Source organism: Nocardia cyriacigeorgica (genome assembly GCF_010868145.1).
Lineage (GTDB): Bacteria > Actinomycetota > Actinomycetes > Mycobacteriales > Mycobacteriaceae > Nocardia > Nocardia cyriacigeorgica_D.
In genome coordinates this window covers 94,849-118,663 of sequence record NZ_JAAGUY010000009.1, presented here as the reverse complement: position 1 = coordinate 118,663, position 23,815 = coordinate 94,849, and the positions used below count along the sequence as shown (strand labels likewise).

The window sequence follows — 23,815 nt, the reverse complement described above, 5'->3', positions numbered from 1 at the left end:
CCCCCATCAGGCCACCACGGTCGGCTGCTGATCGACGGGCACAGGCGCACCGCCGCCGGCACCGGCATCGGCCGGCGGAACCGCGTCGATCGCGTTCGGATGGAAGAAGCCGTTGAACGCGCCGTATGGACCGTCGTCCTTCATCATGTCGTCGGTCACCTGTTGAAGTTCGCCGTTGGCGATAATTTCCAGGGGGCCATCCTTGCCACCTGCGAGAGCACCGTCACCAGTGGACACGGGAGCGGCGTCCGCACCGCCCTCACCCTTGGGCCAGACGACAACGATGGCGGTCGTGTCCTTCCAACTGACGACATCACCGGCGACCAACTTGTCCGGATCGGTGCGCAGACCGATCTTCTTGTCGTCGTTCCACTTCGCCGGCGTGTCCTTATAGGCGGCCTTGGCGTCCGTGCCCTTCTTGTTGGCGACCGCCGCACCCATTCCCGTGTGCGCCACCGGCGACACCATCAACGTGGGACGACCAGGGAAGTCGAAGGGCACCTTTCCGTCCGCGTTCGGCACGGGTCCCGGCACCTGCCCGCCCGGCGGCGGAGTACCTGCGCCAGGCGCCGCGGACACATTCGGATTCGCGTTCACGTGTTGCGCATTCGCGCCGGGGTTCGCCCCATTCGGCTGCGCGACCGCCTGCTGCACGGCCGACCGTGGCGGCACGACATCGCGCGGCTTGTCCCGGTGGGGATCCATCTCGTCACGCCGCCGCGCGAGATCCCGATCCAACTCGTTGCGCCGCGCCATCTGGTCGTTGTACATCCCGGGCATGCCCATGCCTGGCATCCCCATCCCCGGCATACCCATGCCCGGCATCCCCATCCCGGGCATACCCATGCCCGGCATACCACCGAGCCCGGACGATGGCGAGGAAATCGGCGTAGTCGTCCGCGGGGGCGTGCTGATAGGCGGAGTGGTCGTCGGGGGCTTGATATCGGAAATAGGCGGCTTGATCCCCGACGCAGGGGGTTTCGTGTCGCCAGGTGTGGTGGTCCCCGGCGGGGTGATCGTGCCAGGACGATTGATGTCGGGTGTTGTGCCCGGCTGTTTCGGGCCGTTGTCGTTCACCCAGGGTGGCGGGTTCTGGATGGTGCCCGGTCCGTTAACGCCCGGCCCGGTGGTGCCCGGGCCGTAGGGTCCAGTGTTGCCGGGGCCGTAGGGTCCGGTGTTGCCGGGGCCAGTTTGGCCCGGGCCCCCGTATTTCGCGAGTGCGTCTTTAAGTGCCTTCGCCTGAGCCTCGCTCTGCTTTTTGAGAGCCTCTTGGGTTTCCTTCTGGAGTTTTTCGACCAGTTCTCTGGACGTATTGCCCAGTTCCTGGGACTTTTCTTGGACGGCGGCACGAACCGCATCGACGGCTTCAAGGGAGAGCCCGACGTGTTCGATGAAGGTTGGCCCGTCCGTAGCCTGCATGACTTGAGTATTGACTCTAACGATGACATCCCGAATGTGACTTCGACCAAATTTGGTCACGTTCTCTTTGGCCTCGTCGGCGACATCTTTCTGCTTTTGCGCATACTCATTGAGGGCATCTGCCCTGAGACGAAAAGATTCTGCAGCCCCCATATATGCGGCAAAATTCGATTCAGAACTGGCGGGCGAAGGAACAGTCGGCAGGAGAGATATCTCCTCCATGCCAGCCGGCTCACCCTCGCCCATGATCCGATTGGCTATGTCGAGGAAGTCGACAAAGGAAGCAGCTTCTTCGCCGCTCGCGGCACCCCCGGCGGCGACCTCGTCGCCCGTTGCGACATAGTCGTCGACCGAGGGCGTTTCGTCGCCTGAAGATTCTTCCGCCACTGAACCGAACCCTAACTACCCGTAGTGAATCAAGCCGGTGTGGTCGACCCTGTCGTTTTAGGCCCCGCGTACCACGCTTTCAATGCGTCAGGTATTGTTTTCGGCATCAGCAGAAATCCTGATTCCTGCCAAGAATCCGCGGTAGTGTTCGGTGTAGCTTTGAAGCCGGGCATATTGTTCACTGATGACTTCACGTGACCCCCAACGTATTCAAAGGCCACCTCGCCCTTCGCGCCAGGAACTCGCGGATCGCTCCCCCCTTTCGGAGCCATGCCGGTGAGAGCCTTGTTGGTATAGTACCCGGCTACAGCGCCCGTACCAGTTAACGCCATGTTCCCTGCGCCCGCTCGGCGCAAACCATCTTTGGAGACCTTCCACCGCAGTCCATTAACACCCGGGTTGAATGTGTTACGCCAAGAATCCTTGCGGTTTTTGGCCAGATGCAATCTCTCCGCTCTCCGAGCAGCGGCGTTCCCTCCGCGCCGAGTTGCACCCCACGTCCCTCCCCGCAGCAGCGGAGTCGAGGCAGCGGCGGGGAGCTTGTAGGCCTCTTTGGCGGTCTTTCCCGCCTGTGCCGCAGCTTTGCCCTCAGCACCCCCCAGAAACCCGAATTTCCTTCCACCTCCGGCAAAGCTCTTGGCACCGATGCTGGACAGCGCGGCGGCACCAAGCGTCGACCAGCCCGGTTTCCCGTTCTGAACGATATCCGCGACAGCTCCGCCCAGGCTGGCCCCGACCCTGGCGCCGATCGGCCCTCCCACCCAAGCACCTACCGCTCCGCCGACAAGCGGCAGGGCAACCCCGGCCGTAGCGACGGCCGCCTTCTTGATCCACCCCAGCATCAGATGCCTCCACAATCAGCCGGCAGCCATAACACGTTCGTACCCAGGTCGTCGAACTGGGGCATGGGCGCGTCAGACCGAACCGAGGCGATCAGGAACCTCAGCTCCACACCCGCGCGATCATTCATGTGCCATATACCCTTCCGAACCCACTCATTGTCAAAGATCCCCAACACTGGGAACCCCCACGGTAGTCGCACAGGCGAGGATGGTTCGAAGAACACGCCACCGTGCGCGGCGATGAGCCTGGTCGCGGCTCACCCAGCCACCGACGGACATGGGAGGACTGCCGGAATGGACCTCCACCGATGGAGACTTGGCGCCGAGTACCGGAAACCATACTCAGATAGCCACTTTCACACCGGTGGTTCACTATGACCAGCGCAGAAGTATGGCCTACAGCCGAGGTCCTGTCCGCAGACGGCGAACACACCACCGGTAAAGACTCCGAGACACCGAGCCCCTGGTCGACGCGATCCGACCGGCCTCGTACCGGGGCAAACGCACGACCGGCGGCGGTAGGCGGCGGTGGACCGTCCGCGAATACGTCTACATCGTCCGAAGGTTCGAGCGCTGGACGAGGGACGTCGGTTGCAGCCACGCCACGGGAGAGTCCATCACCGTCAACTTCGCTGCCTACGGGACCAGGGACGATCCCGACTGCGACCACTGTAGCGGCACCCTTCTCTTCGGATCCACCGGTGACCGACTCGACCCGTACGCCGGGGCCCACCGCGACACGGCAGGCGGCGATCGAGCGCGAGGCCTCATCACCGGATGATACGGATGCGCTGGCGCAACTCGAGCCTGCCTTGTCCACAAGCGCGCAGATACTGCCGTTGCTTGCGTCGGCGTTGTCCGGACTGGCCAATGGCACCGGCGATGCCGGACCGAAATCCGGCGCACAGACATCGGCACCGGGCACCGCAGCACCGGCCGGTACACCCGATGAGGGATCCCGCGATACCTCCGCTGGACCCGGCTCAAAGGCAGCCGGCGCCAGCGACGCCGAAGCCGCTGCCGACGGTGTCGCGGGCGGCCTTTCGCCCGCAGCTCAACGCGCCATCAAGGCGCTGCGCCTATTGGCAGCCGCCTACGGCGACGGCAATCCGACCGACCCCGAGGTTATCGAGCTGCGAAAGATGCTTGGCCTCACCCCCGGCAGCGGCGGCGCCGTCACCGGTAGCCGCGCGCAACAACTGTTCCAGCAGACTGCTGCCACCGCGTTCAACAACCTCGACAATCAACTCGCTCAGTATGTGTCGGGTCTGGCGGGCACTCATAAAGTCGATCAGAAGAAGCTCACCGAACTCATTCGCCAGGTCAATGTCGCGCTCGCCGCGCTGGGGCCGCACGCCTACACTCGCGAGGGTCAGGCGAAGGTGCACCAGATCCTCACCGCCGCATTGCAGAAGGCCCACACGATCGTCTCGGCCGGCCAGTCCGCGACCAAAGACATGGCGACGCAGGTCCAACGCCTCACCAGCCAGTACCTCTGGAACATCAACGGACAGCAACCGCCGTCGAGCGGCTACGGCCAGGGATACGCGACAACCGGATCCGGATACAGCCCCTCCAGCGTCGGCCAGGGCGGCTCCGTCGGACAATGGATTCAGCAGGCTATGGGGATTCTCGGTCTGTCCGGCGCCAACAACGCCAACGCGATCGCGATAATGGCGCAGCACGAATCGACCAACAACCCGAGGGCTATCAACCTGTGGGATGACAATGCCAAGAGGGGAACTCCGTCGAAGGGATTGCTGCAGACCATCGACCCGACGTTCCAGCAATACAAAGTGCCCGGCTACGACGACATCTGGAATCCCGTCCACAACATCATGGCTGGGGTGCGTTACGCGATCTCCCGGTACGGTTCGCTGGACAATGTTCCCGGCGTGAAGGCAGTACGCGCCGGTAGAGCCCACGTAGGCTACTGACCGTGGCAGTGCCCACCGTCGATACCGGCCCCGCCGAACCGACACCGGGTCGGAGAGAACGACGCCCTCGCTCCGGCAAGAAGGGCGGCGCGCCGCCTCGGGTGCCCACCCTGGCACCTGGCTCCCCACCGCCGGGCTCCGGTCCGGCCACCGTCAAATCCGGATCACCGTCCGGCGGCACATCCACCCCGGCATCACCCTCTTCCGCACCAGGTTTCGTCCCTCCGGTAGGTGAACCTCGGCCCGGTGCCGGCCTCGCACCGATGGGTGGCCCCGATATCGGTGCCACCTTGCCCGCGAGTCTGGCCGCTATGGCCGCGCCGGCGATGGCCGCCCTCGCCGCGATCTCCGGCCGCTACGGGGAGGGCGCTCCGTCCGCGAACACCGGCCAAGCGTACGCACCACCGGTCGTCGGTACCGGCGCGCCGACCGGCCCTTTGCACATGGGCGGCGACATGGGCGCGCAATATGGTATCCACCAAGGCAATACATCCCGCCAGGTCGAAGCACTCGGCAGCCTGAACGTGGAACTCGAGCGGATCCTCAACGACGCTGCCGGGTCGACCACACACGGCCGCGCAGCGATCGGCACTCTCATCGCCGAGGTCAACACGGCGTTGACCGCGCTAGGGCCGGTGGCCGATACCCCGGCGGGACAGCAAATGGTGATCGCCACTCTCGGCTCAGCCCTACAACGAGCCGGCAGCGTTCTCGGGCAGGGTCAGACCAGCGCCGCCATTTCCGCCGATCGAGTGGCGGCGCTCGCGGGCCGCTATCTGAATGAGTCGCGACCGCAGCCACCCGCTCCGCGGCGGCGACGCCGAACACGGCCGGGCCGTGGTGGAGCCGGCACAGGCCCGCCCCGGACACTGCCCCCCGGGCAGCAGAGCCAGTGGATCGAGGAGGCCATGCGGGTACTCGCCGCGGAAGGATACGACACCAGTCAGATCGATCGTTCCGCCATCGCGGCGATCATCCAGCACGAGTCCAGCGGAAATCCGAACGCGATCAATCTGTGGGACAGCAACGCGGCGGCAGGCATACCATCGAAGGGGCTGATGCAGACCATCGACCCCACCTTCAACGCGTATTCGCTGCCGGGGCACCGGGATATCTGGAACCCGGTCGACAACATCATCGCCGGCGTGCGCTATTCGATCGATCGGTACGGTTCGGTCAGCAATGTGCCGGGTATTGCGAGCATGCGCGAAGGCGGTGCGTACATGGGCTATTGAGTCATGGCGCGTCCGTCAGTTCTCCGCACCGGCGAGAACCCGTTTGGCGCGGGCATCGCTATCGGATGGAACATCGAGCACCGCGAACTCACCAGTGGCCGGATCAGCGGCGACAACACGCGTTTGGCCTGCCGCGAACTCACCGGTATCGGGGTCTGTGGCGACGACAACCGTATGCTCCACCGCGATCCCGACCCGCGTGGGTGCATTGTCGCGATAGTCCCAGAAGACCAGATCACCGGGCGACACGGCGTCGAGGCGTACGCGCTGACCACACATCCCCTGTCCGGCGATCGTATTGGGCAGGTAGACAACCGCCTGCCGAGTGGTCTGCGCACATGAACCGGTCGGTTCCGTGTACCCCGACGATGCCTGCGGCACGGCGGGGTCAGTCGAACCGTCGGTCGCCCCGCTGACCGGAACGAGACAACTGCCGGTCGATGCCGCTGCCGATGCTTCGTACATCACGTCCCGAACTATCTCTACCGGCGCCGAACTCGACACATCTGCCCGCCTGCCGACCTGCGCGTAGGCCAATTCGCGAGCGCATTCGACGGCGAAGCCAGTGTTGGGCCTCCGCAAGGCCGGGATCTGTAGCGGCGGGGCCATGGACGAAATCGCAGACATGCAGGCACGGTGGTAGTCCGAGATCTCGGTATTGTCCGGCGCAATGGTGATCGACACCAGCGGATTCGTGGTCGGCACCTCAGAGGGATCCCATTCCTCCTCGGAATCGCACGGTGTTGAACCTGGAGTAGTGGTGGCGGTGCTCGAAGGATCCGGTCCTATCGCACTGTCACATTGGCAGTTGAAGAACTGCTCGCCAGACGAATCACTGACCCCAGTGAATCCCGCGATCATGATGAGAAAGAAACCTATGAGGGCAACCGGCGCGCACGCCGCCCATGCTATGACCTTCATACGGTCACTCGACCACCTTCCTGCTACGGCATCTACCGCGGTGGTGCCAGATCCGCGCCGGTCGCGCCTTCTCCCTGAACTTGGCGTTCAAAGGTTCGAGCGTCACTGATGTGGCCGCGGAGAGCGCGAACGTTGGGGTGCACCGCCCGACTGTTGCCGGTCAAGCCCGTCGTCATTTGGGAAGCGGCTTGTATCTGGTCGAGCGGAGTTGTCAGGAGTGTATCGACCCCCTTGAGAATATCCATCGCGTGACCGTTGGCGATCCAATTCAATGTTCGGTCGGCGCCAATGCTGTCATCTTTGGTGTGCCACGGAATCGGGTTGCCGTCAGCGTCGACTCCGTCAACTTCCCGCTGCAGTCGCTTTACCTGCCAAATCGAAGGATTTCTGATGTAGTCTCTGGCGTCATCCAGCTCATCAGGCGTCAGCGAAACGCCGCCGATTCGCTGGGTGCGAAGGTCCACGGCAGCCATCTCCAAGGCATACAAATTGGCTTGGGTCGGATTGCTCTCGAAAGCCCGATGCAACGCCTCGACAGTGGCCAGCGGCTTGAATTTCGCTGGTTCTTCGGCGGACTTGTCCTGCCCATACTTATGAGCGCCGATGGCATCTTGGATGATCTGCTGATCGGTGAAACCGGCCATGGTCAGGGCACCCAACAGGTCGCTGTCCATGGCACCCTTGCTGGCAGCCCACCGGACGGCGATCGCGGCACCACGAGCGGTGTCGACTCCGCTGGGAATATCTACGCCAAGTGGTGTAGCGAGAGCCTCCGTCGAATTGAATCCCCGGATGCGAGAATTAGCGTGTAATGCGAGCCCTTCCCTCGCCGACTCGGCGAACTGAAGTCTATTCATATAGCTGGCGGGAAATGCCTCCATCATATGTGGCTGAGAATAGCCGTATCCCGTAACCCTTCGCTGAACCTCCGCCAATCTCGCCAGCGGGTTCAGCGGATTGACGCGCCTTGCCAACCAGGCAGTCGCCGGTGAGTTGTTTATCGTAGACAGCACACCCATGCCGGCGAGGATCGCGTGGGCGGGACTCATGGAATTGCTGACCCCTGCCGACCCCATTCCCGAACCGCCGGAGCCAGCACCGCCGCTGATTACCTGCCCTCCTCGCATCACAGTCGAGAAGCGGTTTGCGATCCACTCGTTGCCACGGGTCAGACTGTCATTCAGGCGACGAAGTTGGAGGATACCGACGATCTGAATCGTCGCTCCGATGCACAGAACCGAGATGACCTGGCCGCCGGCCTGCTCGAAAACCTTGCCGAGGACCATCAGGTACACGCTCAAAAAGACCGTATTGATCGCCATCCGAGCACCGGCGATCCCAGCGTCCGCAGCGTTGCGTGCCATTAAAGTTTGCGTCGGGCCGTAAATGAACCCACCCGCCGCCAGGCCGAATATCATCAGGAAGCCGTGATAGATCGCGTCGAGCCCTGCCCAGATGATCCGGACTGCCATTACTACCGCGAAGTACAGCATGATGATCGATGACAGCAGGATGAGAAGTCCGGCCCCGATCTGGCCGAAACTGGGCTCATCCGTCATCGCGTACGCGACGCCACCGTCACCGCAGTCCTTCAACTGGTCACGCAAATCGTCCCCATTGCCGGCGATCCCCGCCGACCATGCACTCCTGCACCCGGGATACTGATCGATCACGTGGCCGAAATTCCAGACCTGCAATGGTTTCCGAGCGAAATTGTCAACCATATCCGTTTGCAAGGTCGCCACCAATTGGTCCGGATTGATCGAACTATTTCCGTGTAAACCTGCTGCGACCGATAGTCCGACGTCTCGGCCCGTCACCAGCACACCGTGCGACGACAGGATTTCGGACAACGGGTTGGCGAGAAAGATGGGCCCCATCATCGCGACCCCGACCATCGTCACCACCTGAGCCGTCGCCTTCGCCGGCTGCTGGCGGACGACGAACACGGCCACGATCACACCGCCGATAGTCACAGCCGTGACCAGCATGATCGGGGTAGCAATCTGGTTGGTGAAACTACGTGCGACGGTGGTCATCACGCCACCGATCACGTCGAGCCAGACGAAGCTGAATACCCACCCGACCACCCAGATGGACCCGCCTACGATGACAATCCATCCGGCAAAGATCACACCGATCACAATGGCGAGCCCCGCATTGACCGGATTGAAGAGGGCTATCCCGACATGGACGATGAAGCCGTAGTCGGCTAGATTCACACCGTCCGAGTCTTGGACCTGCAACGCACTCAGCGCGGTGTTGGTGGACGAACCGGCCGCCAAATTGCCCGTTCCCGCCGTCGCCACAGCACCGACCACACCGGGAAATACGAACAAGACGAACAATGTTGCGAGCAGCCACGCTGTCCAGCGCCTGCGCCGGGTGGCACCGATCCACTGGCGACAGCGCGTGGCGACCACACGGGGGCGCCAACGGTCCGAATCCCAGTTCGTGAGGTCCCACCCGGTCATGGAGTGGCCTGATGTTCCAGCGCAATCATCGGTTTGGACCCTGATGCGACGGGAGTGCTGGTGATCGCCGCTGCCCGATCCGGACGCGCGGGTCCGAGAACCTTGCCTCGCCCGATGCGGTTCAGCGCATCCCGCATGAACATCTCACCGCGCCGTTCCTCTGGCACTTTTCGTCCTGGCCCGACCGGAGGCGAAGTTTCCTCGCGCAGCACCTGCAACATGAACGGCGCCTCTTTCAGATCCACACCCACCCACTCCAGACTGTTGCGCGCAAGGGTCTCGTCGCGCTGCCGGAAGACGAAGCGATTGGGAATGAGATTGTGCGCCGCGCCTTGGAAGTCGGTGGCAGGGTCATGGGAAGCGAGCCCGATAGCAGCCAGATGCTTTCGGCCATCACGGCTGAAGTCCGACGTGACGGCCGCGCCGACCTGGGTCTGGGTGAAATGGTGCGCCTCATCGCCGACGAGTAGCCCGAAACGCCCATTGTCGGAGAGAAAAGCCTCCCGAGCTGCGACGCCGACCAGCTCGTACAGCGCTGTCCCCAGCCGCTTCGTCAACGGCAAGCGATTGTAGAGGTGCGGAGTGGTGAGCTCCTCGGCTGTTGGCAGCGCGAGCTTGTGGCTGCGAACCACAGTCGCCGCCGCATCCAGTCGCAGGGGCGGAAGGTCCGGGTCGAACAGAACCGGCACACGATCCACAATGGTGCCCAGGCGCGCGGCCAGGTCGGCGTATTCGTCACCGAGGCCCGGATCGTCGCGGAGCTGGCGTGCCACCCGGACCAGGTCGAGCAGACTGCGAATTCCGTGCTCGGCAATTCCTTTCGGCGTGAGCAAGCTACTCACCGCGGCGCCCGCACCGCTTGTCGGCGACAGATCGAGCAGCGGCAGAATCGAATCCAAGGCCCGTTCCCCCGCTACGGCGGGCGCGAACAAGCGCAGTGGGTCCAGCGAAACCGTCGGGCTGGTCAGATCGACGATCACCGCATCATCGATGGTCGATGCGAAATGCTCCCATTCCCCGACCTGACTACGGTCCAGCGCCAAGAACTGACCACCCAGGTCATGGACGAGGACCGCCATGAGCTTCAGAAAATACGACTTACCCGAACCCAGTTCGCCGGTGACTGCGAACGATGCCGACAAGTCGTGAAGTGCTGCTTCCATGATGCCGAAGTGGATCGGCTCGAAGTTGCCCGAGAGCAGGTTGACACCGATCACCGGACCGCTGTCGTCGCCGATCTGGTTGGTGGTGAACGGCACGAAACCCGCCCACATATCCGAGGGAACGATATGAGCGAAATCGTCGTACGCACGCCGCGTCGGACTGCCGGGGATCATCATCGACCACAGGTCGACCTGTGCGCCCACAGGTGCGGTCAGATCGACCTGAAACCGCTTGTAGCGGCGTTTGATCTGGTTGACGGTATCGAGCGTGGTATCGCGCGAACCACTGCCGACCGCGATGACCGTGGTGAAGGAAACCTCTGATTCGCCGCCGTTCACCTCGAAATGATTATTGTATTCACTGAGTAGTTGAGCCTTGGCCATCAGCGTGTTCTGCGCGAACGAGACCTCCTGGTCACGCTGATCCATCTGCTCACCCAGCCGCCGCAGACTCAGCTCATTGCTTTTCAGCACCTGATCCGCCGGCCTGGTCGACACCCGGATCCCCCAGTCGACCGTGACGCCGTCGAATCCTTCGAGAAGGTTGAGGAACTCGCTTCCTCCAGGGAATGTCATGCCGCCGTACGGGAACGACAGCGGCGTGAGAATCGTCTGGTAGGAGGGCCAGTTCGGTTCATCGGGTTGTACGACCTTGATCACCGGGCTGAACGAGGGCCGTAGCCGTCGGCCGCTGTCGGCCTGCGCTCCCTCGTCGAGCGCGGCCGAGCGGAACACGGCTGCGGTGGTGTCCTCCAGTGCGCCGATCCTGGTCGGTGCGACCGGCTCGATCAGCGCGCCACGCGCGAGATAGTGCTCCCACAACCACTGGAACAAGGCACCCGGGACCGGGACCGGGTCGAAGTCGCCGCCGATTCGCGAAAGGATGTCGGCGGCCGTCGAATCATAGGAATCCATATCCGCGCGGGAGATTGTGGACGGGTCGACCGTCGCGCCGCTGTTCCACATGCGTGACAACGCCGATATCGGTGTACCAACAGTGCCGACCGGAATCGAGAGCATATGGATCCGCGTTCGCGGGCGGATCGCGCGTATCCGCTCGTACGCGGCGACGGACTCTACGGCGTAGTCATCATGTTCGTCGAGGTCCACACCCTCGACCATCTTGCTCAGCACATCGCGGGTATTCAGCTGGGCCTGGATACCCAGCAGTAGCGAGCCATCTGGCAAATTGTTGACCAGCGCATGGTGTGCGAGCTTCACGTCGTATTTGTCACTGGATTTGCGCAACCCGTACCCGAGCGGGCTGATGAAGTACGTCGCGGTGACCAAACCCAACGTGGTGAATTGCAGGTTCCCGCGAATCGCGGCGGTAGGTTGTAAGTCTTGACCCAGTCCCATCAGGCGACCCCTACTCCGGAACCATTGGCGGGCAACCCCGTTCGACTACCGCCGACCAGTTCCCTCAGCCAACCACCAGCAGGCAACGCAGGCTGTGGCCGCTGACTCGTGGGCCGATCGGGTAAGAACACCACAACGGTCTCGGAGACGAACACCGTATTGCGAGAGGACTCCTCGGTCACCGGCATGCCCGAGGCCGACACTGGCTTCCGGATGAAGATGAGACGGGCGAACCACCACGCGCGCGATGTGATCCGAACGCCGGTATACGGCACCAACCCGAACAGGAACACGGCCAGAATTGCGATTGCCGTACCGGACACGAAAGTGACCGCCGGGTTGACCGGCACGTTCATCGCGCATATGCCTGTGACCGCCATGATCACCACGCCGGCACCGACTTGCGGCAATGTGTACGGCCCGAACGGCAGCTTCTGTCCGTTCTGCGCCTTCCCCACCACCACCGGCACACGCTTGATCGGCGTGAAGACCTTGATGACCTGAGCCATCAGTATGCGCCCACTGGGGCATCCGGGACCACCGTATTCACTTCCCAGCGAGCGTGATTGATCAGAGTCGGCAGCAGCCAGATCAAGACCCCCGCGAGGATGGCAGAACCGGCGACGGTCAGCACCTTGGCGGGAGACAGTTTGGATTTCGCGCCCTCGCTGATGAGCGTTCCGATGCCGATGATGGCGATCAGGATCAGCCCGGCAGCGCGGACGAATTGCAGGATTACCAGCAGGACGCCGGTGAGATTGTTACCCATTGTGCACTCATTTCGCCGATCAGTTGTGCGTCGCTGGCGGGACGGCCGCCGTGCTCGACGGTGCTGACGTGGTTGGGCCGGTTGCCTGGTCCTTTGACCCTTCGGCGATCACGGCGAGAGGTTGGGCGAGCGCCGGAACCTGGTCCATCGTCTGGACCTGCCACTGGCCGCCATTGTTGATCATGGTCAGCGGGTATTCCAGCGCAGCCACCTCCGTCCCTCCAGCGTTCGGGTTCACCGAGACGAGCACTCGAACCGTCGAACCGCTCTTCCCGCAGTTCGTTTCGTCGGCATTGACCGCGGCAACGCCCACTTTCGTGTAGGGCGGCGGTGCCAGCGCTGTGATTCCCGAACCCTGGGCGATGTATCGGGTGATATCGCCCGATCCGGTCAGATACGCGGCAAGGAAGCCGGAAGCCACCGTGGACACCGGCGCGTCGGCCGGGCAGGTGGTGTTGTAGACCGTGGCCAGATCGAGACCGCGGCCGGGCGGGGTCACCTCGGCGGGGAGGCCGAGGGCCCGCATCCTGCCGTCGGTCAGCGAAACCGCCACGCGATAGAACTGTCTGGCGCCGGCGCCATTAGTGGCGCCGGCGATCCGTACCGACACCGTGACCGTCCAGATGTCCAGCCCCCCTTGGACGTCGGTACGCCGGACGAAAACCACTGCCGGGTCCGTCACTTGACGCCCGGCCTTGGGTAGTCGCATCCGCGATGGGTCCGCGACGAATTGGGCCAGCCGTTCCTTCTGGCTGTCGCTCGCGCTCAGGTAGGTGACCACGTAGTCCTGCGCGAAGGTTCCTGCCAGTTGAGCCCGGCCCACGATCGCCACCGTTTCCAGCCCTCGGTTGTCGGGGGCAGGCTTGGTGAACAGGAAACTGAAGATCGCATGCCCGCCGCCGAGCACGGCGAGCACAGCCAGCACGGCGATCACCGCGTTGTCACGACGGCGGCGCGCGGCCATCCGGCGAAGCAGTGCTTCGCCAGAATCCACCGAGCTACCGGCCAGTGTGCGCACATTCGAAATGGTAGAGATCATTGCCGATTCCGACCCCGTTATCGTTCCCAAAATTGGGGAGCACGATCAGTAGGCAGGACTGTGATTCTGCCTACCGGCCAGCCAATGCCGAAGCTGATGGTCATACCCGATGGGAGTACGCACACGATGCAGGGGCAAGCCGTAGCGCGAATCGTCCAGCATCGGCCTCTCGCCGGTCGCGCGCACGAGCTGGCCTATGGCCAGATCACGGTGCCGTGTGCCGGGATACGGGTGCAGCAGTAGCGAAGTCGACCGATAGTCGCCGCCGTAGTCGAGCGTACGCATCGTCAGGCCGGCCGATTCGCCGGCTCGTAGCCGATCGGCGATGAGCGGCAATCGAGCACGATCATCAGGATGGAACACGTCAATGGGCCGGAACAAATAGTCCCACCGGATCCACGGTGCCGGGTCGGTCAGCCAATGCGCGATGCTCGCGTGCGAGATCTGGATAACAGCCAAGTGCGTGCCCGCCCTGCGGTGGGCCTCCCGCAACCCGACGTGCTCGAGGTTGGGCGAGTTGACCGTTGTGGTGCTGGAGGTGATGTCCTCGATCAGCAGCCAAGCACCACGTACCTGAGCGTCAGCCCTGGCACGGATCGTGATGAGCAGTTTCGCCGGGTCGCCGGATCCCCCTCGGACGGCCGCCTCGAGCTGTAGCTTGTCGCCGGGTTGCGGCGCATAGAGCATCGCGAGCACCTCGGCATGTCGGTCGAACCCCGTGAATCGCTGGAAAACCTCGGCGAGTGACACCCGTGGCACGTACTCTTCGGCGACCATGCCAGGCAGCCCCGAGATGCTATTGGGCTGGCAGATCATCTGGGCATCCAGATCCCAGCTCACTCCGACGGCAGCGCGCAGTTCGGGCACCGGTTCGGAACCGGGACCGATCCAGATGCGCAGAGCATGCACCTGGCGCGCAGGGCCGAACACGGGCCTGATGAGGAGTCGGTGCGGCCCGGAAGCGGTCGGGATCGTCAGGTCGACGTCCTCTGCCATCTTTTGGGCCGCGTCGATCGCCTCACCGATCCCGCGTGTCGACAGACTGTCGTACAGCGCGGGCGTTTTCGACAATATGCGCTGCAAGACGCGTCTCCACCCGGCGAACCCCCGCGCCTCATCCCCCACCGATGCCACCGTCTGAACGTCCGGCGCCAATGTTTCGACCGTCACCCACGGGATCACTGCGCTACTTCCCTCATCCGACTCGCCAGTACCACGTGCGCACTTCGGATGGACTTACCGAATGCGCCGTTGTCACACTTCACAATGTACCGTTATATAGCGGGCCGTTCAATAACCTTCGCAGGTCTGTTCACACAGTCTGCCGTACAACTGGTCACGAGTGTTACTAAACGAGTGATTCACATCGATCGACCCGGCAGCGCCGGAGGCTGAAGCCAGCCACGCTGCACCCGACAGCGGGTCGGGTGCAGCGTGGCAACAGCTCACTATGCCTGGCAAATTTCGTGTCACGTGACGGAGGGACCAAGGCGGAGTATGGGGTTAGGATCAACCTTGGTCAGCAAGAGACAGCAAGCCAGCGCCAGAGAGAATGGCATTCTCGCCGAGCTCGGAGGCAACCACGCGCAAACCCGGCAGAAAGCTGAGCCGCGCGTGAGTGGCGACGGCCGCGTTCATAGGCTTCCACAGCGCTGAGCCTGGCGCGGCGAGACTACCGCTCAGAACAACCAGGTCGATATCCAGCAGCGCGGTCACCGAGGAAATCGCTTGGCCGAGGGCAGTTCCTGCTCGGGTCATCGCGGCGACCGCGACCTCATGACCATCACGAGCGCCGGCGAGCAGGTCTTCGACCCCGTTGCCGCTCCACCCATTCGCGCGAGCCCAGCGCATCGCCGATTTCCCACCCGCGACCGCCTCCAGACAGCCCCGGCCACCACAGTCGCAGACGTCATCGAAGCCGGATACGAGAACGTGGCCGATATGCCCGCCGTTCCCGGTGCGCCCCACCACGGTCAACCCACCGACCTGCACACCACCGGTGATCCGTTCCGATACCATGATCGACAACGCATCGGGCACCTCAGTGGTGCTACCGAGATACCGCTCGGCCAACGCAAGGGCCACGCCGTCGAGGGCGATTTCGATCGATGCCCCCGGAAACATCCTCTGTACCGCGTCGACAATGGCGAACCCCGACTGCCAGTCCGAAACATTGCTCGGCGCAACAACACCCGCGGTCATATCGATCGGCCCAGTGGAGGCGATGCCGACGCCCATGACGTCGGCACCGGCCACCACTTCGGCTAGGAGTTCACTGCACCGATCCCATGCAGCACGATCCGGCACCGGGATCTCATGGATCTCCACCAGCCCCTCGTCCGGGTCCACGCGGGTAGCCGCGAACCTGGACGTGCCGATTTCGAGCGCTACATAGGTCATGAACTACGTTCTCCTACAACATGTCCAGCAGGACAACCTCTGCCGGACGATCAGTGTCCACCCGTCCCCGTCGGCCGGAGCGGACGGCCGAGGACGAGGTGGCGGCGCGGTGCGCCGGTACCGGATTCGATCCGGCTCGGACGTGGACCATTACGGATGATCCGCATCGGACGCTTGTTGTCCAGCGCCGCGACACGGTGTTTGTCCAAGTCGTCTACCACATGACCGGATGCGTCGTACGCGGTTCCGGCCCAGATCATCGATCGTGGGTAATCGCCACGGGCGATGAGCATTTCCGCCAGTTGCTTGCACTGCGCCAGCACCGGGCAGCCGCTACACGTTTGGACCGCGGTCCGCCACGCGTCGGGCGTGCCCGCGTCCAGGTCCCAGTTGTCGGGGGTGTCCGCGCATGGTGGCCGCGCGCTGGACCTGGCGGGAATGGTGGTGATCCGCGGTGCCGCGAGATCGTCGCGGTCGAGCAGATTCGTCCGAGCAGTAGTCATGGCAATCTCCGGGAAGCCGAGGACACACCGTAGCGATGTGCGTCCGTGGTCGCGCGAGCGCGCTGGGGGATTCATCGGAGCTGCTCGACAGTCTCCGGAAACCGGCTCGAAAACCGGTCAATCGAACGTTAACCGACCGTTGGTCCAACAGCAAGCGAATCCGCCGCCAAGTAACGGGACGTTGATCGAATCTTTACGTTCCTTGCCTCCATGTAACGGCCCATTTCATCACGGTCCGTTTTTCTACGGGCCTAGTTGTGGTTTCCTAGTAGGCATGGCAGCAGAGGCGGAGTACACGATCGACGAACTGGCGCGGGTAGCCGATACCACCGTGCGCAGCGTGCGCGTGTACCACGAACGGGGGCTCTTGCCGTCACCCGACGTGCGGGGGCGGATCGGGTACTACGGGTCCGACCACTTGAATCGGCTGCAGACGATCAGCCGCCTGCTCGGTCGTGGCATGAAGCTCAACGGCATCAGGGAACTGCTCGATGCCTGGGATCGTGGCGACGGCCTCGCCGACGTGCTCGGCGTCGCCGACCAGCCGCCCGGCGAGTCGCCGGATGCCCAGCGACCTGCGGACGAGCCGCAGGAACGCGAGGCCCCTCCCGAGCTACCGGACTACGTGAAGCAGGCCCTCGCGGCCAGCGACGATCCGCTCGACGCCTACCGGGTGACGAACCCGCGCTGCTGCGACCTCGCCACCAGGCTCAGCGATGCCGGGCTTCCGGTGGACACGACCTTCCAGTTCGTCGAGCGCCTGCGCGCCGATTGCGACCGCATTGCCGACCGGTACGCCGCCGAGGTGTTCTACCTGCTGGCCGGCCAGAACTACGAGCAGTCCGGCCGCACTCCGAAGGATCGCACCAAGCTGGAGACCGATCTGGCCATTGCCCGCCTGATCGCCACCAGGGCCGCTTCGGAGCTCATCGATCAGGCCTTCGCCCGCCATTCGGAACTGCCCGCCGCCCCGATGGCGACCGACGGCATCTAGCCGCGACAGCACAGAGCCCCTGGCCGTTGCATGGGTCAGGGGCTTCTCTGATGTCGGGGTGACAGGATTTGAACCTGCGACCCTCCGCTCCCAAAGCGGATGCGCTACCAAGCTGCGCTACACCCCGTGGCCTCGCCAGGGGCGAGCATTCTGTGTTCTGAGCGGGTGACGGGAATCGAACCCGCACCATCAGCTTGGAAGGCTGAGGTTCTACCATTGAACTACACCCGCAGGCATACGACACCGATGGGATCGCCACGATGTCGTGTGCATCAGCGACTGTACCGAACTCGTGTCCGATAACGCCAATCAGCCCCTCGCCGTGGCGTCGCCGGGCACATGTGCGGCAATCAGCCGACCAGTCAGCGATTTCTGAGCTAACTCGAATCGGCGTGTAACGCTTACGCCCTCGTAGCGATCACATACCCGATCGCCATGGGCCGTCGACGAGAACTTGTTACAAAACATGATTCTTCGTTGCCGATCGGCTTGCTAGGATCCTTTATGCCGGAACGGGGGTATCTGGAAAGGGGGCGGTGAGCGTGCACCCGACGAGGTGGACCATCCGCGTAGCAGTGAGAACGACCGTGGTGACACCGGTGTCGGGCTCGGAACGGGGAGCCCGCGCGGAGTCGTCACCTGTGTCCGGTGAGCACCATGCCGGCTGAGAACCGACCGCCGGTCGCCGAGACCGCACGGACATGGGCGCGCACCGTCTGCGCCCAGTCCGGCGTCGACGCGGCCCCACAACAGCTGGAACCTGTTCTGACCGAGATCATCGAGCGACTGCTCGAACTGGCCGGATCGGAACCGTTTCCCGTGCTGGAAGCCCGAATGCTCGGCGCGCGACTGGCCGAAGCGCCACTGGAACGAATTCGCATGCTGGCGCAGGCCACCCGCACCCTGCTCGGTTTCCGCGCGGGCCCGCCCGGATCGCTCACCGCGACCCGGTGGCCGTTCGTCGCCAGCCAGGCCATCGACAGCTACGCCCAGGCGCTGCAGGAGCGCGCGCTCGCCCAGCAGGAGCAGCACATCTCGGCCGCGGTATCGGTGCGGGTGCGGGAGATCGCGGCGCTCCAGCATCGACTCCGTCATGAGGCCACCCATGACGCGCTGACCGACCTCGCCAACCGGACCCTGCTCCAGGATCGGGTCCGATTGATGGCCGCCGACCCGAATCGCGGTGTCGGACTGCTGCTGATCGACCTGGACCGGTTCAAGCAGATCAACGACGGCTACGGTCATGCTGTCGGCGACGAGGTGCTGGTGGACCTGGCCAACCGGCTGCGTGAGGTCTGCCCGCCCGATACCGTCATCTGCCGCTACGGCGGTGACGAATTCGTGCTGGCCACCAACCCGCCCCGCAATACTCTCGGCGATCTCGCGCATCGCATCGTGGCCGCTCTGCGTGATCCGGTGTGGTCGTCGGCGGGTCCGGTGCCGGTATCGGCGAGCGTCGGCACCGCGTACTCGCCCCCGGGTAGTCCCTGCGATTTCACCGATCTGCTGCGTCGTGCGGACCGGGCGATGTACTCGGCGAAGACCGCGGGCGGGCGCCGATTCGCTCTTGCCGACACCGATGAGGAAGAGATCGGGGCGGCCGTCGCCGGGTGAAGAGCCGACACGACACCCGCGAATCATCCGACACGCGGATCGAATTGCCCGGGCCGCCCCGGGCTCGGCGAGTAGGCTACGCGGCGCTCACCTCGGCTGACATGTGGGGCACCAGAAGAGATTTCGCCCCTCCAGCACCGAATGAGCAACCGGTGTAGCGCAGATTCGGCACGGTGCGCCCGCCCGGCGATAGACGTAGGTGCGCGGGCGATCCGGTGCATACGACGGTTCGCCGTGATCGTGCTCGGGACGCACGACGTGCATCTTGCCGCGGCGCACCCCCACCCTCATCAGCTGAACCAGGTCGGCCCACAGTGCCTCCCATTCGCCGGGGGCCAGCGCGGTCCCCTGACGCTGCGGCGAGATGCCGTGCCGGTAGAGCACCTCGGCCCGATACACGTTGCCGACACCTGCGATGACCTGCTGATCCATGAGCAGCGATCCGATCGGCCTGCGGGACCGATGAATCCGCCGCCAGGCACGCTCAGGGTCGGCGCCGCGCCGCAATGGGTCCGGGCCGAGCCGGTCGATCAGCGCGCCAACCTCGGGCGCGGTCAGCACCTCACAGGCGGTCGGCCCGCGGAGATCGGTGCCGAATCCGGCCCCGGCCAACCGCATCCGGACCTGACCGACCGGCTCTCCCATCGGGATCGCCGATTCAGTGAAGGTCCCGTACAACCCGAGGTGCACATGCACGACGAGGCCGGATTCATAGTGATGCAGTAGATGTTTGCCCCACGCCTCCGACCGGACCAGGACCTGGCGGTCCACCCGCGCCGCGCCCACGGCGAACTTGCCCTGCGGGCTCGACACCCGCACCACACCGCCTGCCAGCTGCTGCTGGTGCAGCTTCGCCAGGCGGTGCAGCGTATGCCCCTCCGGCACTGTCGAATACGGCCCGTCTACTGGTTGGGCAGTGCGGGGGCGACGCCGGTCTTCTCGTACTCGGCGAGGATATCGATGCGACGCTGGTGGCGCGCCTCGTCCGACCACGGGGTGGCGATGAACGCATCGACGATGGCCAGCGCCTCCTCGGTGGAGTGCATCCGGCCACCGATGCCGATGAGCTGGGCATTGTTGTGCTCACGGGCGAGCTTGGCGGTCTCCACACTCCAGGCCAGCGCACAGCGCGCGCCGGGAACCTTGTTGGCGGCGATCTGTTCGCCGTTGCCGCTGCCGCCGAAGACCAGCCCGAGGCTGCCCGGATCGGCAACAGTGCGGCGTGCCGCCTCGATGCAGAAGGCGGGGTAGTCGTCGAGCGCGTCGTATTCGAGAGCGCCACAATCGACGACCTCGTGACCCGCCTGCTCGAGATGGGCCTTGACGTGATTCTTCAGTTCGAAACCGGCATGGTCGGCACCAAGGTATACGCGCATGGTGGAATCCTATCCGCGGCGCGGAGCACCTCCATTGAGGGTGGTGGTGGGGCGCGCATGACCGCGCACAGTTGCCCGGCGACCACTGTGTCGGTGGCCACAGCGGGGCTTCGACGGCGTCGACGACCGGCTCCGGCAGACGTGGACTGAATAGAGTTGGCGACCATGCAACCGATCGATCCTCAGCCGCCGCAGCGTCCGCAGGCCGATCAGTCCGGGGGGCAGCCAGAGTGGTTGCGCAAGCACGAGCCACAGGGTTCGTCGTCCGGGCCCGAATCGAGTGACGTACCGCAGCCACCGCAACCTGCTCCGCCCACTGCGTACCCGTCGGGTCCGTATCCGGGTATGCCCTATTCGGGCCACCCCTCCCCCAGCTTTCCGGCCTACGGATCCGCGCCGGCGCCGCCCGCGGTACCGCCGGTGCGTCAGCCGCGCGGGCTCGGCCCGTTCGGGATGCCCGCACGGCACCTGTGGGAGATCCCGCTGCTGACCGTGGTGGTGGCGTTGACCGGGCTGGCCTATATGTTCGCCGCGCTGCTGCTGGTGTTCGGCAACGTCAACGAATACATCCTCGCGCTGGTGTTCGCGCCGATCCTGATCTGGTTCGGCCGCGGTGTTAATTATGCGACCCAGCGGGTCAACGGCGTGAAGATGTCGCCGAGCCAGTTTCCGGAGGGGTACCGGCTGGTGCAGGAAGCGGCGGCGCGCTTCGGCATGGCCAAGGTGCCCGACGCCTATGTGGTGCTCGGCAATGGCCAGATCAACGCCTTCGCCTCCGGTCACGGGTTTCGGCGCTTCGTGGTGGTCTACAGCGACCTGTTCGAAATCGGCGGCGCCGCCCGCGAACCCGACGCGCTCGCGTTCATCATCGGCCATGAGGTCGGGCATATCGCGGCGGGGCACACCTCGTACTGGCGTCAGCTCGGCATGTTCCTGGTGCCGTTCCTGCCGATCATCGGTAGTTCGCTGATCCGCTCACAGGAGTACACCGCCGACAACCACGGCTACTGCAACCGCCATGTCGGCGCACCCGCTGCCATGGGCACCTTGGCCGCGGGCAAGTACATGAACACCATGGTCGGGTTCGACGAGATGGCCGATCGGGCGGCGCAGGAGAAGGGTTTCTTCGTCTGGATCGTCAACGCCCTGTCCTCGCATCCGGTGCTGACCTGGCGCATGTGGGCACTGCGCGATCGCAGCAGGCACGGGCGCCTGTTCTGGCGCCCGAGCCCGCCTGTGCAATTCCCACCGCCCGGTCAGCACCCGTACGGCCCGTACGGCGAGATTCCGAGCTTGCCGCCGAAGCCGGTGGCCTGATCAGTCGAAGGCCGGATCCTCCGTGCGAGTCCGCTTGAGTTCGAAGAAGTGGGGGTAGGAGGCGAGTGCGACCACGCCGTCCCAGACCTTGCCCGCGTCCTCGCCACGCGGGATGCGCGACAGCACCGGGCCGAAGAACGCCACACCGTTGACGTGGATGGTCGGGGTGCCGACGTCCTTGCCGACCTTGTCCATGCCTGCGTGATGGCTTTCGCGTAGCTCCGCGTCGTATTCGGTGCTCTGCGCTGCCTCGGCCAGTTCGGCAGGCAGGCCGACCTCGGCGAGCGCGTCGGCGATCACGGCCGACAGGGTCTCCGCGGTGGTGTCACGCTCGTATTCGGCCCTGCGGTCGTGGATCCGGGTGCCCATGGCGGTGTAGAGCGGGGCGAGCACTTTGTCGCCGTGCTCGCGCGCCGCGGCGATGGCCACCCGCACCGGACCCCAGCCGCTGGCCATCAGCTCCTGGTACTCCGGCGGCAGGTCACGACCTTCGTTCAGCACGGCCAGGCTCATGACGTGGAAGCGGACATCGATATCGCGTACCTTCTCGACCTCGAGGATCCACCGCGAGGTGATCCAGCACCAGGGGCACAGTGGGTCGAACCAGAAGTCGGCGACGTCTTTCTGCTCGGTGTCTCCGGTGCCGGTGTTGCTCACGTCGATTCCTCTCGATCGCGGACTCGGGTGCAGCGGCGCTGCCGCTGTCGTACCGAGCAACCAACGACGGTCCCGATTCGTTCCCGGATTCGCCGAATCGGCGTCGCGCTCCGACCTAAGCTGAGGTCCGAGGAGCTCGATTCGCCTGGCGATAGGAGTCCACAATGACCTCTGCGCAACACTTCGTCGTCGTCGGTGGCGGTCTCGCCGGCGCCAAGATCGCGCAAGCGTTGCGCGACAACGACTTCGACGGCACCGTCACGGTTCTCTGCGATGAAGAACATCTGCCCTACGAGCGGCCACCGCTATCGAAGGAGCATCTGGCCGGAAAGAAGGCCTTCGACGATTTCACCGTCGAGGACAAGCCCTGGTACCGCGACCATCACGTGGATCTGCGACTCGGTACCGCTGTCACCGGGATCGATCCGGCCGCCAAGACGGTGACGCTGCCCGACGGTTCCACCCTGGCCTACGACAAGCTGGCCCTGGCCACCGGCGCCACGCCGCGCCGACTGCCAATCCCGGGGGCGGACGCGCCGAACGTGTACACGTTGCGCACCATCGACGACTCCGACACGCTCATCGAACTGTTCCGAAGTGCGAAGCGGCTGGCCATCATCGGTGCGGGCTGGATCGGGCTCGAGGTCGCTGCCGCCGCACGGGATGCGGGTGTCGAGGTGACGATCGTCGAGACCGCCGACGCGCCGCTACTCAATGCGCTCGGACCCGAGATGGGTGCGGTCTTCGCCGATCTCCACCGCGCCCACGGCGTGGACCTGCGCTTCGGTGCGCAGGTCGCCGAGATCCCCACTCACGACGAGATCGCGCTCGGCGTGCGGCTCGGCGACAGCACCATCATCGAGGCCGACGCCGTTCTGGTCGCGGTCGGGGCCCGGCCGAATATCGCACTCGCGGCCGATGCCGGGCTCGCTGTCGACGGCGGAGTGCTGGTGGACGCGAACCTGGCCACCAGTGATCCCGACATCGTCGCGGTGGGCGATATCGCCGAACAGGACCATCCCATCCTCGGTCGCCGAATCCGGGTGGAGCATTGGGCGAACGCGCTGAACCAGCCGGCGGTTGCCGCGGCGACCATGCTCGGCAAGAACGCGGTGTACGACCGGCTGCCGTACTTTTTCACAGACCAGTACGACCTCGGGATGGAGTACACCGGTTACGTCGCGCCTGGCGCCTACGAGCGGGTCGTTGTGCGTGGTGACCTGGCGGCACGCGAGTTCGTCGCGTTCTGGCTCGACGGCACGAACCGGGTACTCGCCGGGATGAACGTCAACGTCTGGGATGTCACCGACCGGATCAAGCAGCTGATCCTCGCGGGCGAACCGGTCGATCCGGACCGGCTGGCCGACACCTCCGTCCCCTTCTGACCTCAACTGTGACGCGTGCAACAA

20 protein-coding genes and 2 tRNA genes are annotated in these 23,815 nt (G+C 64.5%); 7 read left to right on the top strand and 15 right to left on the bottom strand.

The genetic code is table 11. From position 1 onward, the window contains the following. Positions 1-6 precede the first annotated feature (6 nt). On the bottom strand, positions 7-1,806 hold the full coding sequence (locus GV792_RS13630) for a hypothetical protein (protein ID WP_163824458.1): 1,800 nt from the start codon (positions 1,804-1,806) through the stop codon (positions 7-9). A gap of 29 nt (positions 1,807-1,835) precedes the next feature. Next, positions 1,836-2,648: a hypothetical protein gene (locus GV792_RS13625; protein WP_163824457.1), complete on the bottom strand. Its 813-nt coding sequence runs from the start codon at positions 2,646-2,648 to the stop codon at positions 1,836-1,838. 701 nt (positions 2,649-3,349) lie between these two features. Here GV792_RS13625 and GV792_RS30100 point away from each other — a divergent pair. Both GV792_RS30100 and GV792_RS13615 read left to right on the top strand, forming a co-directional pair. Next, on the top strand, positions 3,350-4,585 hold the full coding sequence (locus GV792_RS30100; protein ID WP_163824456.1) for a DUF4226 domain-containing protein: 1,236 nt from the start codon (positions 3,350-3,352) through the stop codon (positions 4,583-4,585). 263 nt (positions 4,586-4,848) lie between these two features. Then, positions 4,849-5,820, top strand: a complete 972-nt coding sequence (locus tag GV792_RS13615) for a transglycosylase SLT domain-containing protein (RefSeq protein WP_163824455.1) — start codon at positions 4,849-4,851, stop codon at positions 5,818-5,820. A gap of 15 nt (positions 5,821-5,835) precedes the next feature. On the opposite strand, the gene GV792_RS13610 is transcribed toward GV792_RS13615, so the two are convergent. The 3 genes from GV792_RS13610 to GV792_RS13600 all read right to left on the bottom strand — a co-directional run bounded on the left by GV792_RS13610 (position 5,836) and on the right by GV792_RS13600 (position 11,737). Further along, a complete protein-coding gene (locus GV792_RS13610) occupies positions 5,836-6,525 on the bottom strand; it encodes a hypothetical protein (protein ID WP_163824454.1) in 690 nt (229 codons plus the stop codon). Between the two features lie 248 nt (positions 6,526-6,773). Next, the gene (locus GV792_RS13605) at positions 6,774-9,215 is read right to left on the bottom strand and encodes a hypothetical protein (RefSeq protein ID WP_163824453.1); all 2,442 of its coding nucleotides are present in this window, start codon (positions 9,213-9,215) and stop codon (positions 6,774-6,776) included. Next, positions 9,212-11,737, bottom strand: coding sequence for an ATP-binding protein (locus GV792_RS13600; protein ID WP_175582933.1), 2,526 nt, complete (start codon positions 11,735-11,737; stop codon positions 9,212-9,214). Before GV792_RS13600 ends, GV792_RS13605 begins: the two co-directional genes overlap by 4 nt. A gap of 186 nt (positions 11,738-11,923) precedes the next feature. Between GV792_RS13600 and GV792_RS13595 the strand changes: the two genes are divergently transcribed. After that, positions 11,924-12,241, top strand: coding sequence for a hypothetical protein (locus GV792_RS13595; protein WP_163824452.1), 318 nt, complete (start codon positions 11,924-11,926; stop codon positions 12,239-12,241). A 4-nt stretch (positions 12,242-12,245) separates the two neighbouring features. Here the strand turns inward: GV792_RS13595 and GV792_RS13590 are convergent, their stop codons facing one another. From GV792_RS13590 to GV792_RS13570, 5 genes are all read right to left on the bottom strand, one after another. Then, positions 12,246-12,506, bottom strand: coding sequence for a hypothetical protein (locus GV792_RS13590; RefSeq protein WP_163814790.1), 261 nt, complete (start codon positions 12,504-12,506; stop codon positions 12,246-12,248). A gap of 19 nt (positions 12,507-12,525) precedes the next feature. Beyond that, positions 12,526-13,524: a conjugal transfer protein gene (locus GV792_RS13585; protein WP_309138466.1), complete on the bottom strand. Its 999-nt coding sequence runs from the start codon at positions 13,522-13,524 to the stop codon at positions 12,526-12,528. A gap of 66 nt (positions 13,525-13,590) precedes the next feature. Then, positions 13,591-14,715, bottom strand: a complete 1,125-nt coding sequence (locus tag GV792_RS13580; protein WP_309139107.1) for a GAF domain-containing protein — start codon at positions 14,713-14,715, stop codon at positions 13,591-13,593. 339 nt (positions 14,716-15,054) lie between these two features. Beyond that, a complete protein-coding gene (locus GV792_RS13575) occupies positions 15,055-15,945 on the bottom strand; it encodes an ROK family protein (RefSeq protein ID WP_163824450.1) in 891 nt (296 codons plus the stop codon). A 50-nt stretch (positions 15,946-15,995) separates the two neighbouring features. Then, positions 15,996-16,448 carry a hypothetical protein gene (locus GV792_RS13570; protein WP_163824449.1) on the bottom strand — a complete coding sequence of 151 codons (453 nt, stop codon included), beginning with the start codon at positions 16,446-16,448 and terminating at the stop codon, positions 15,996-15,998. 274 nt (positions 16,449-16,722) lie between these two features. Between GV792_RS13570 and GV792_RS13565 the strand changes: the two genes are divergently transcribed. Continuing rightward, the gene (locus GV792_RS13565) at positions 16,723-17,442 is read left to right on the top strand and encodes a MerR family transcriptional regulator (RefSeq protein ID WP_163824448.1); all 720 of its coding nucleotides are present in this window, start codon (positions 16,723-16,725) and stop codon (positions 17,440-17,442) included. Between the two features lie 53 nt (positions 17,443-17,495). On the opposite strand, the gene GV792_RS13560 is transcribed toward GV792_RS13565, so the two are convergent. Together GV792_RS13560 and GV792_RS13555 are read right to left on the bottom strand one after the other, a co-directional pair. Beyond that, positions 17,496-17,569, bottom strand: a tRNA-Pro gene (locus GV792_RS13560). A gap of 33 nt (positions 17,570-17,602) precedes the next feature. Further along, positions 17,603-17,673, bottom strand: a tRNA-Gly gene (locus tag GV792_RS13555). A gap of 426 nt (positions 17,674-18,099) precedes the next feature. On the opposite strand from GV792_RS13555, the gene GV792_RS13550 reads away from it, so the two are divergent. After that, positions 18,100-19,056, top strand: a complete 957-nt coding sequence (locus tag GV792_RS13550; protein ID WP_163824447.1) for a GGDEF domain-containing protein — start codon at positions 18,100-18,102, stop codon at positions 19,054-19,056. Between the two features lie 87 nt (positions 19,057-19,143). Here the strand turns inward: GV792_RS13550 and GV792_RS13545 are convergent, their stop codons facing one another. After that, positions 19,144-19,941, bottom strand: a complete 798-nt coding sequence (locus tag GV792_RS13545) for an Fpg/Nei family DNA glycosylase (protein WP_163824446.1) — start codon at positions 19,939-19,941, stop codon at positions 19,144-19,146. A gap of 17 nt (positions 19,942-19,958) precedes the next feature. Then, positions 19,959-20,432, bottom strand: coding sequence for a ribose-5-phosphate isomerase (locus tag GV792_RS13540; protein ID WP_163824445.1), 474 nt, complete (start codon positions 20,430-20,432; stop codon positions 19,959-19,961). A gap of 345 nt (positions 20,433-20,777) precedes the next feature. Between GV792_RS13540 and GV792_RS13535 the strand changes: the two genes are divergently transcribed. Continuing rightward, a complete protein-coding gene (locus tag GV792_RS13535) occupies positions 20,778-21,749 on the top strand; it encodes a M48 family metallopeptidase (RefSeq protein WP_375154289.1) in 972 nt (323 codons plus the stop codon). On the opposite strand, the gene GV792_RS13530 is transcribed toward GV792_RS13535, so the two are convergent. Continuing rightward, positions 21,750-22,406 (bottom strand): mycothiol-dependent nitroreductase Rv2466c family protein, encoded by a 657-nt coding sequence (locus GV792_RS13530; RefSeq protein WP_163824443.1) that lies wholly within the window; start codon positions 22,404-22,406, stop codon positions 21,750-21,752. A 164-nt stretch (positions 22,407-22,570) separates the two neighbouring features. Between GV792_RS13530 and GV792_RS13525 the strand changes: the two genes are divergently transcribed. Next, complete coding sequence (locus tag GV792_RS13525; RefSeq protein ID WP_163824442.1) at positions 22,571-23,791, top strand: NAD(P)/FAD-dependent oxidoreductase; 1,221 nt, start codon at positions 22,571-22,573, stop codon at positions 23,789-23,791. The last annotated feature ends 24 nt before the right edge of the window (positions 23,792-23,815 follow it).

Coding starts and splice junctions, on each gene's coding strand:
- GV792_RS13625 (WP_163824457.1), bottom strand. CDS start 2,648: ATGCTGGGGTGGATCAAGAAGGCGGCCGTCGCTACGGCCGGGGTTGCC.
- GV792_RS13615 (WP_163824455.1), top strand. CDS start 4,849: ATGGGTGGCCCCGATATCGGTGCCACCTTGCCCGCGAGTCTGGCCGCT.
- GV792_RS13605 (WP_163824453.1), bottom strand. CDS start 9,215: ATGACCGGGTGGGACCTCACGAACTGGGATTCGGACCGTTGGCGCCCC.
- GV792_RS13600 (WP_175582933.1), bottom strand. CDS start 11,737: ATGGGACTGGGTCAAGACTTACAACCTACCGCCGCGATTCGCGGGAAC.
- GV792_RS13595 (WP_163824452.1), top strand. CDS start 11,924: ATGCCCGAGGCCGACACTGGCTTCCGGATGAAGATGAGACGGGCGAAC.
- GV792_RS13590 (WP_163814790.1), bottom strand. CDS start 12,506: ATGGGTAACAATCTCACCGGCGTCCTGCTGGTAATCCTGCAATTCGTC.
- GV792_RS13575 (WP_163824450.1), bottom strand. CDS start 15,945: ATGACCTATGTAGCGCTCGAAATCGGCACGTCCAGGTTCGCGGCTACC.
- GV792_RS13570 (WP_163824449.1), bottom strand. CDS start 16,448: ATGACTACTGCTCGGACGAATCTGCTCGACCGCGACGATCTCGCGGCA.
- GV792_RS13565 (WP_163824448.1), top strand. CDS start 16,723: ATGGCAGCAGAGGCGGAGTACACGATCGACGAACTGGCGCGGGTAGCC.
- GV792_RS13550 (WP_163824447.1), top strand. CDS start 18,100: ATGCCGGCTGAGAACCGACCGCCGGTCGCCGAGACCGCACGGACATGG.
- GV792_RS13540 (WP_163824445.1), bottom strand. CDS start 20,432: ATGCGCGTATACCTTGGTGCCGACCATGCCGGTTTCGAACTGAAGAAT.
- GV792_RS13535 (WP_375154289.1), top strand. CDS start 20,778: ATGCCCTATTCGGGCCACCCCTCCCCCAGCTTTCCGGCCTACGGATCC.
- GV792_RS13525 (WP_163824442.1), top strand. CDS start 22,571: ATGACCTCTGCGCAACACTTCGTCGTCGTCGGTGGCGGTCTCGCCGGC.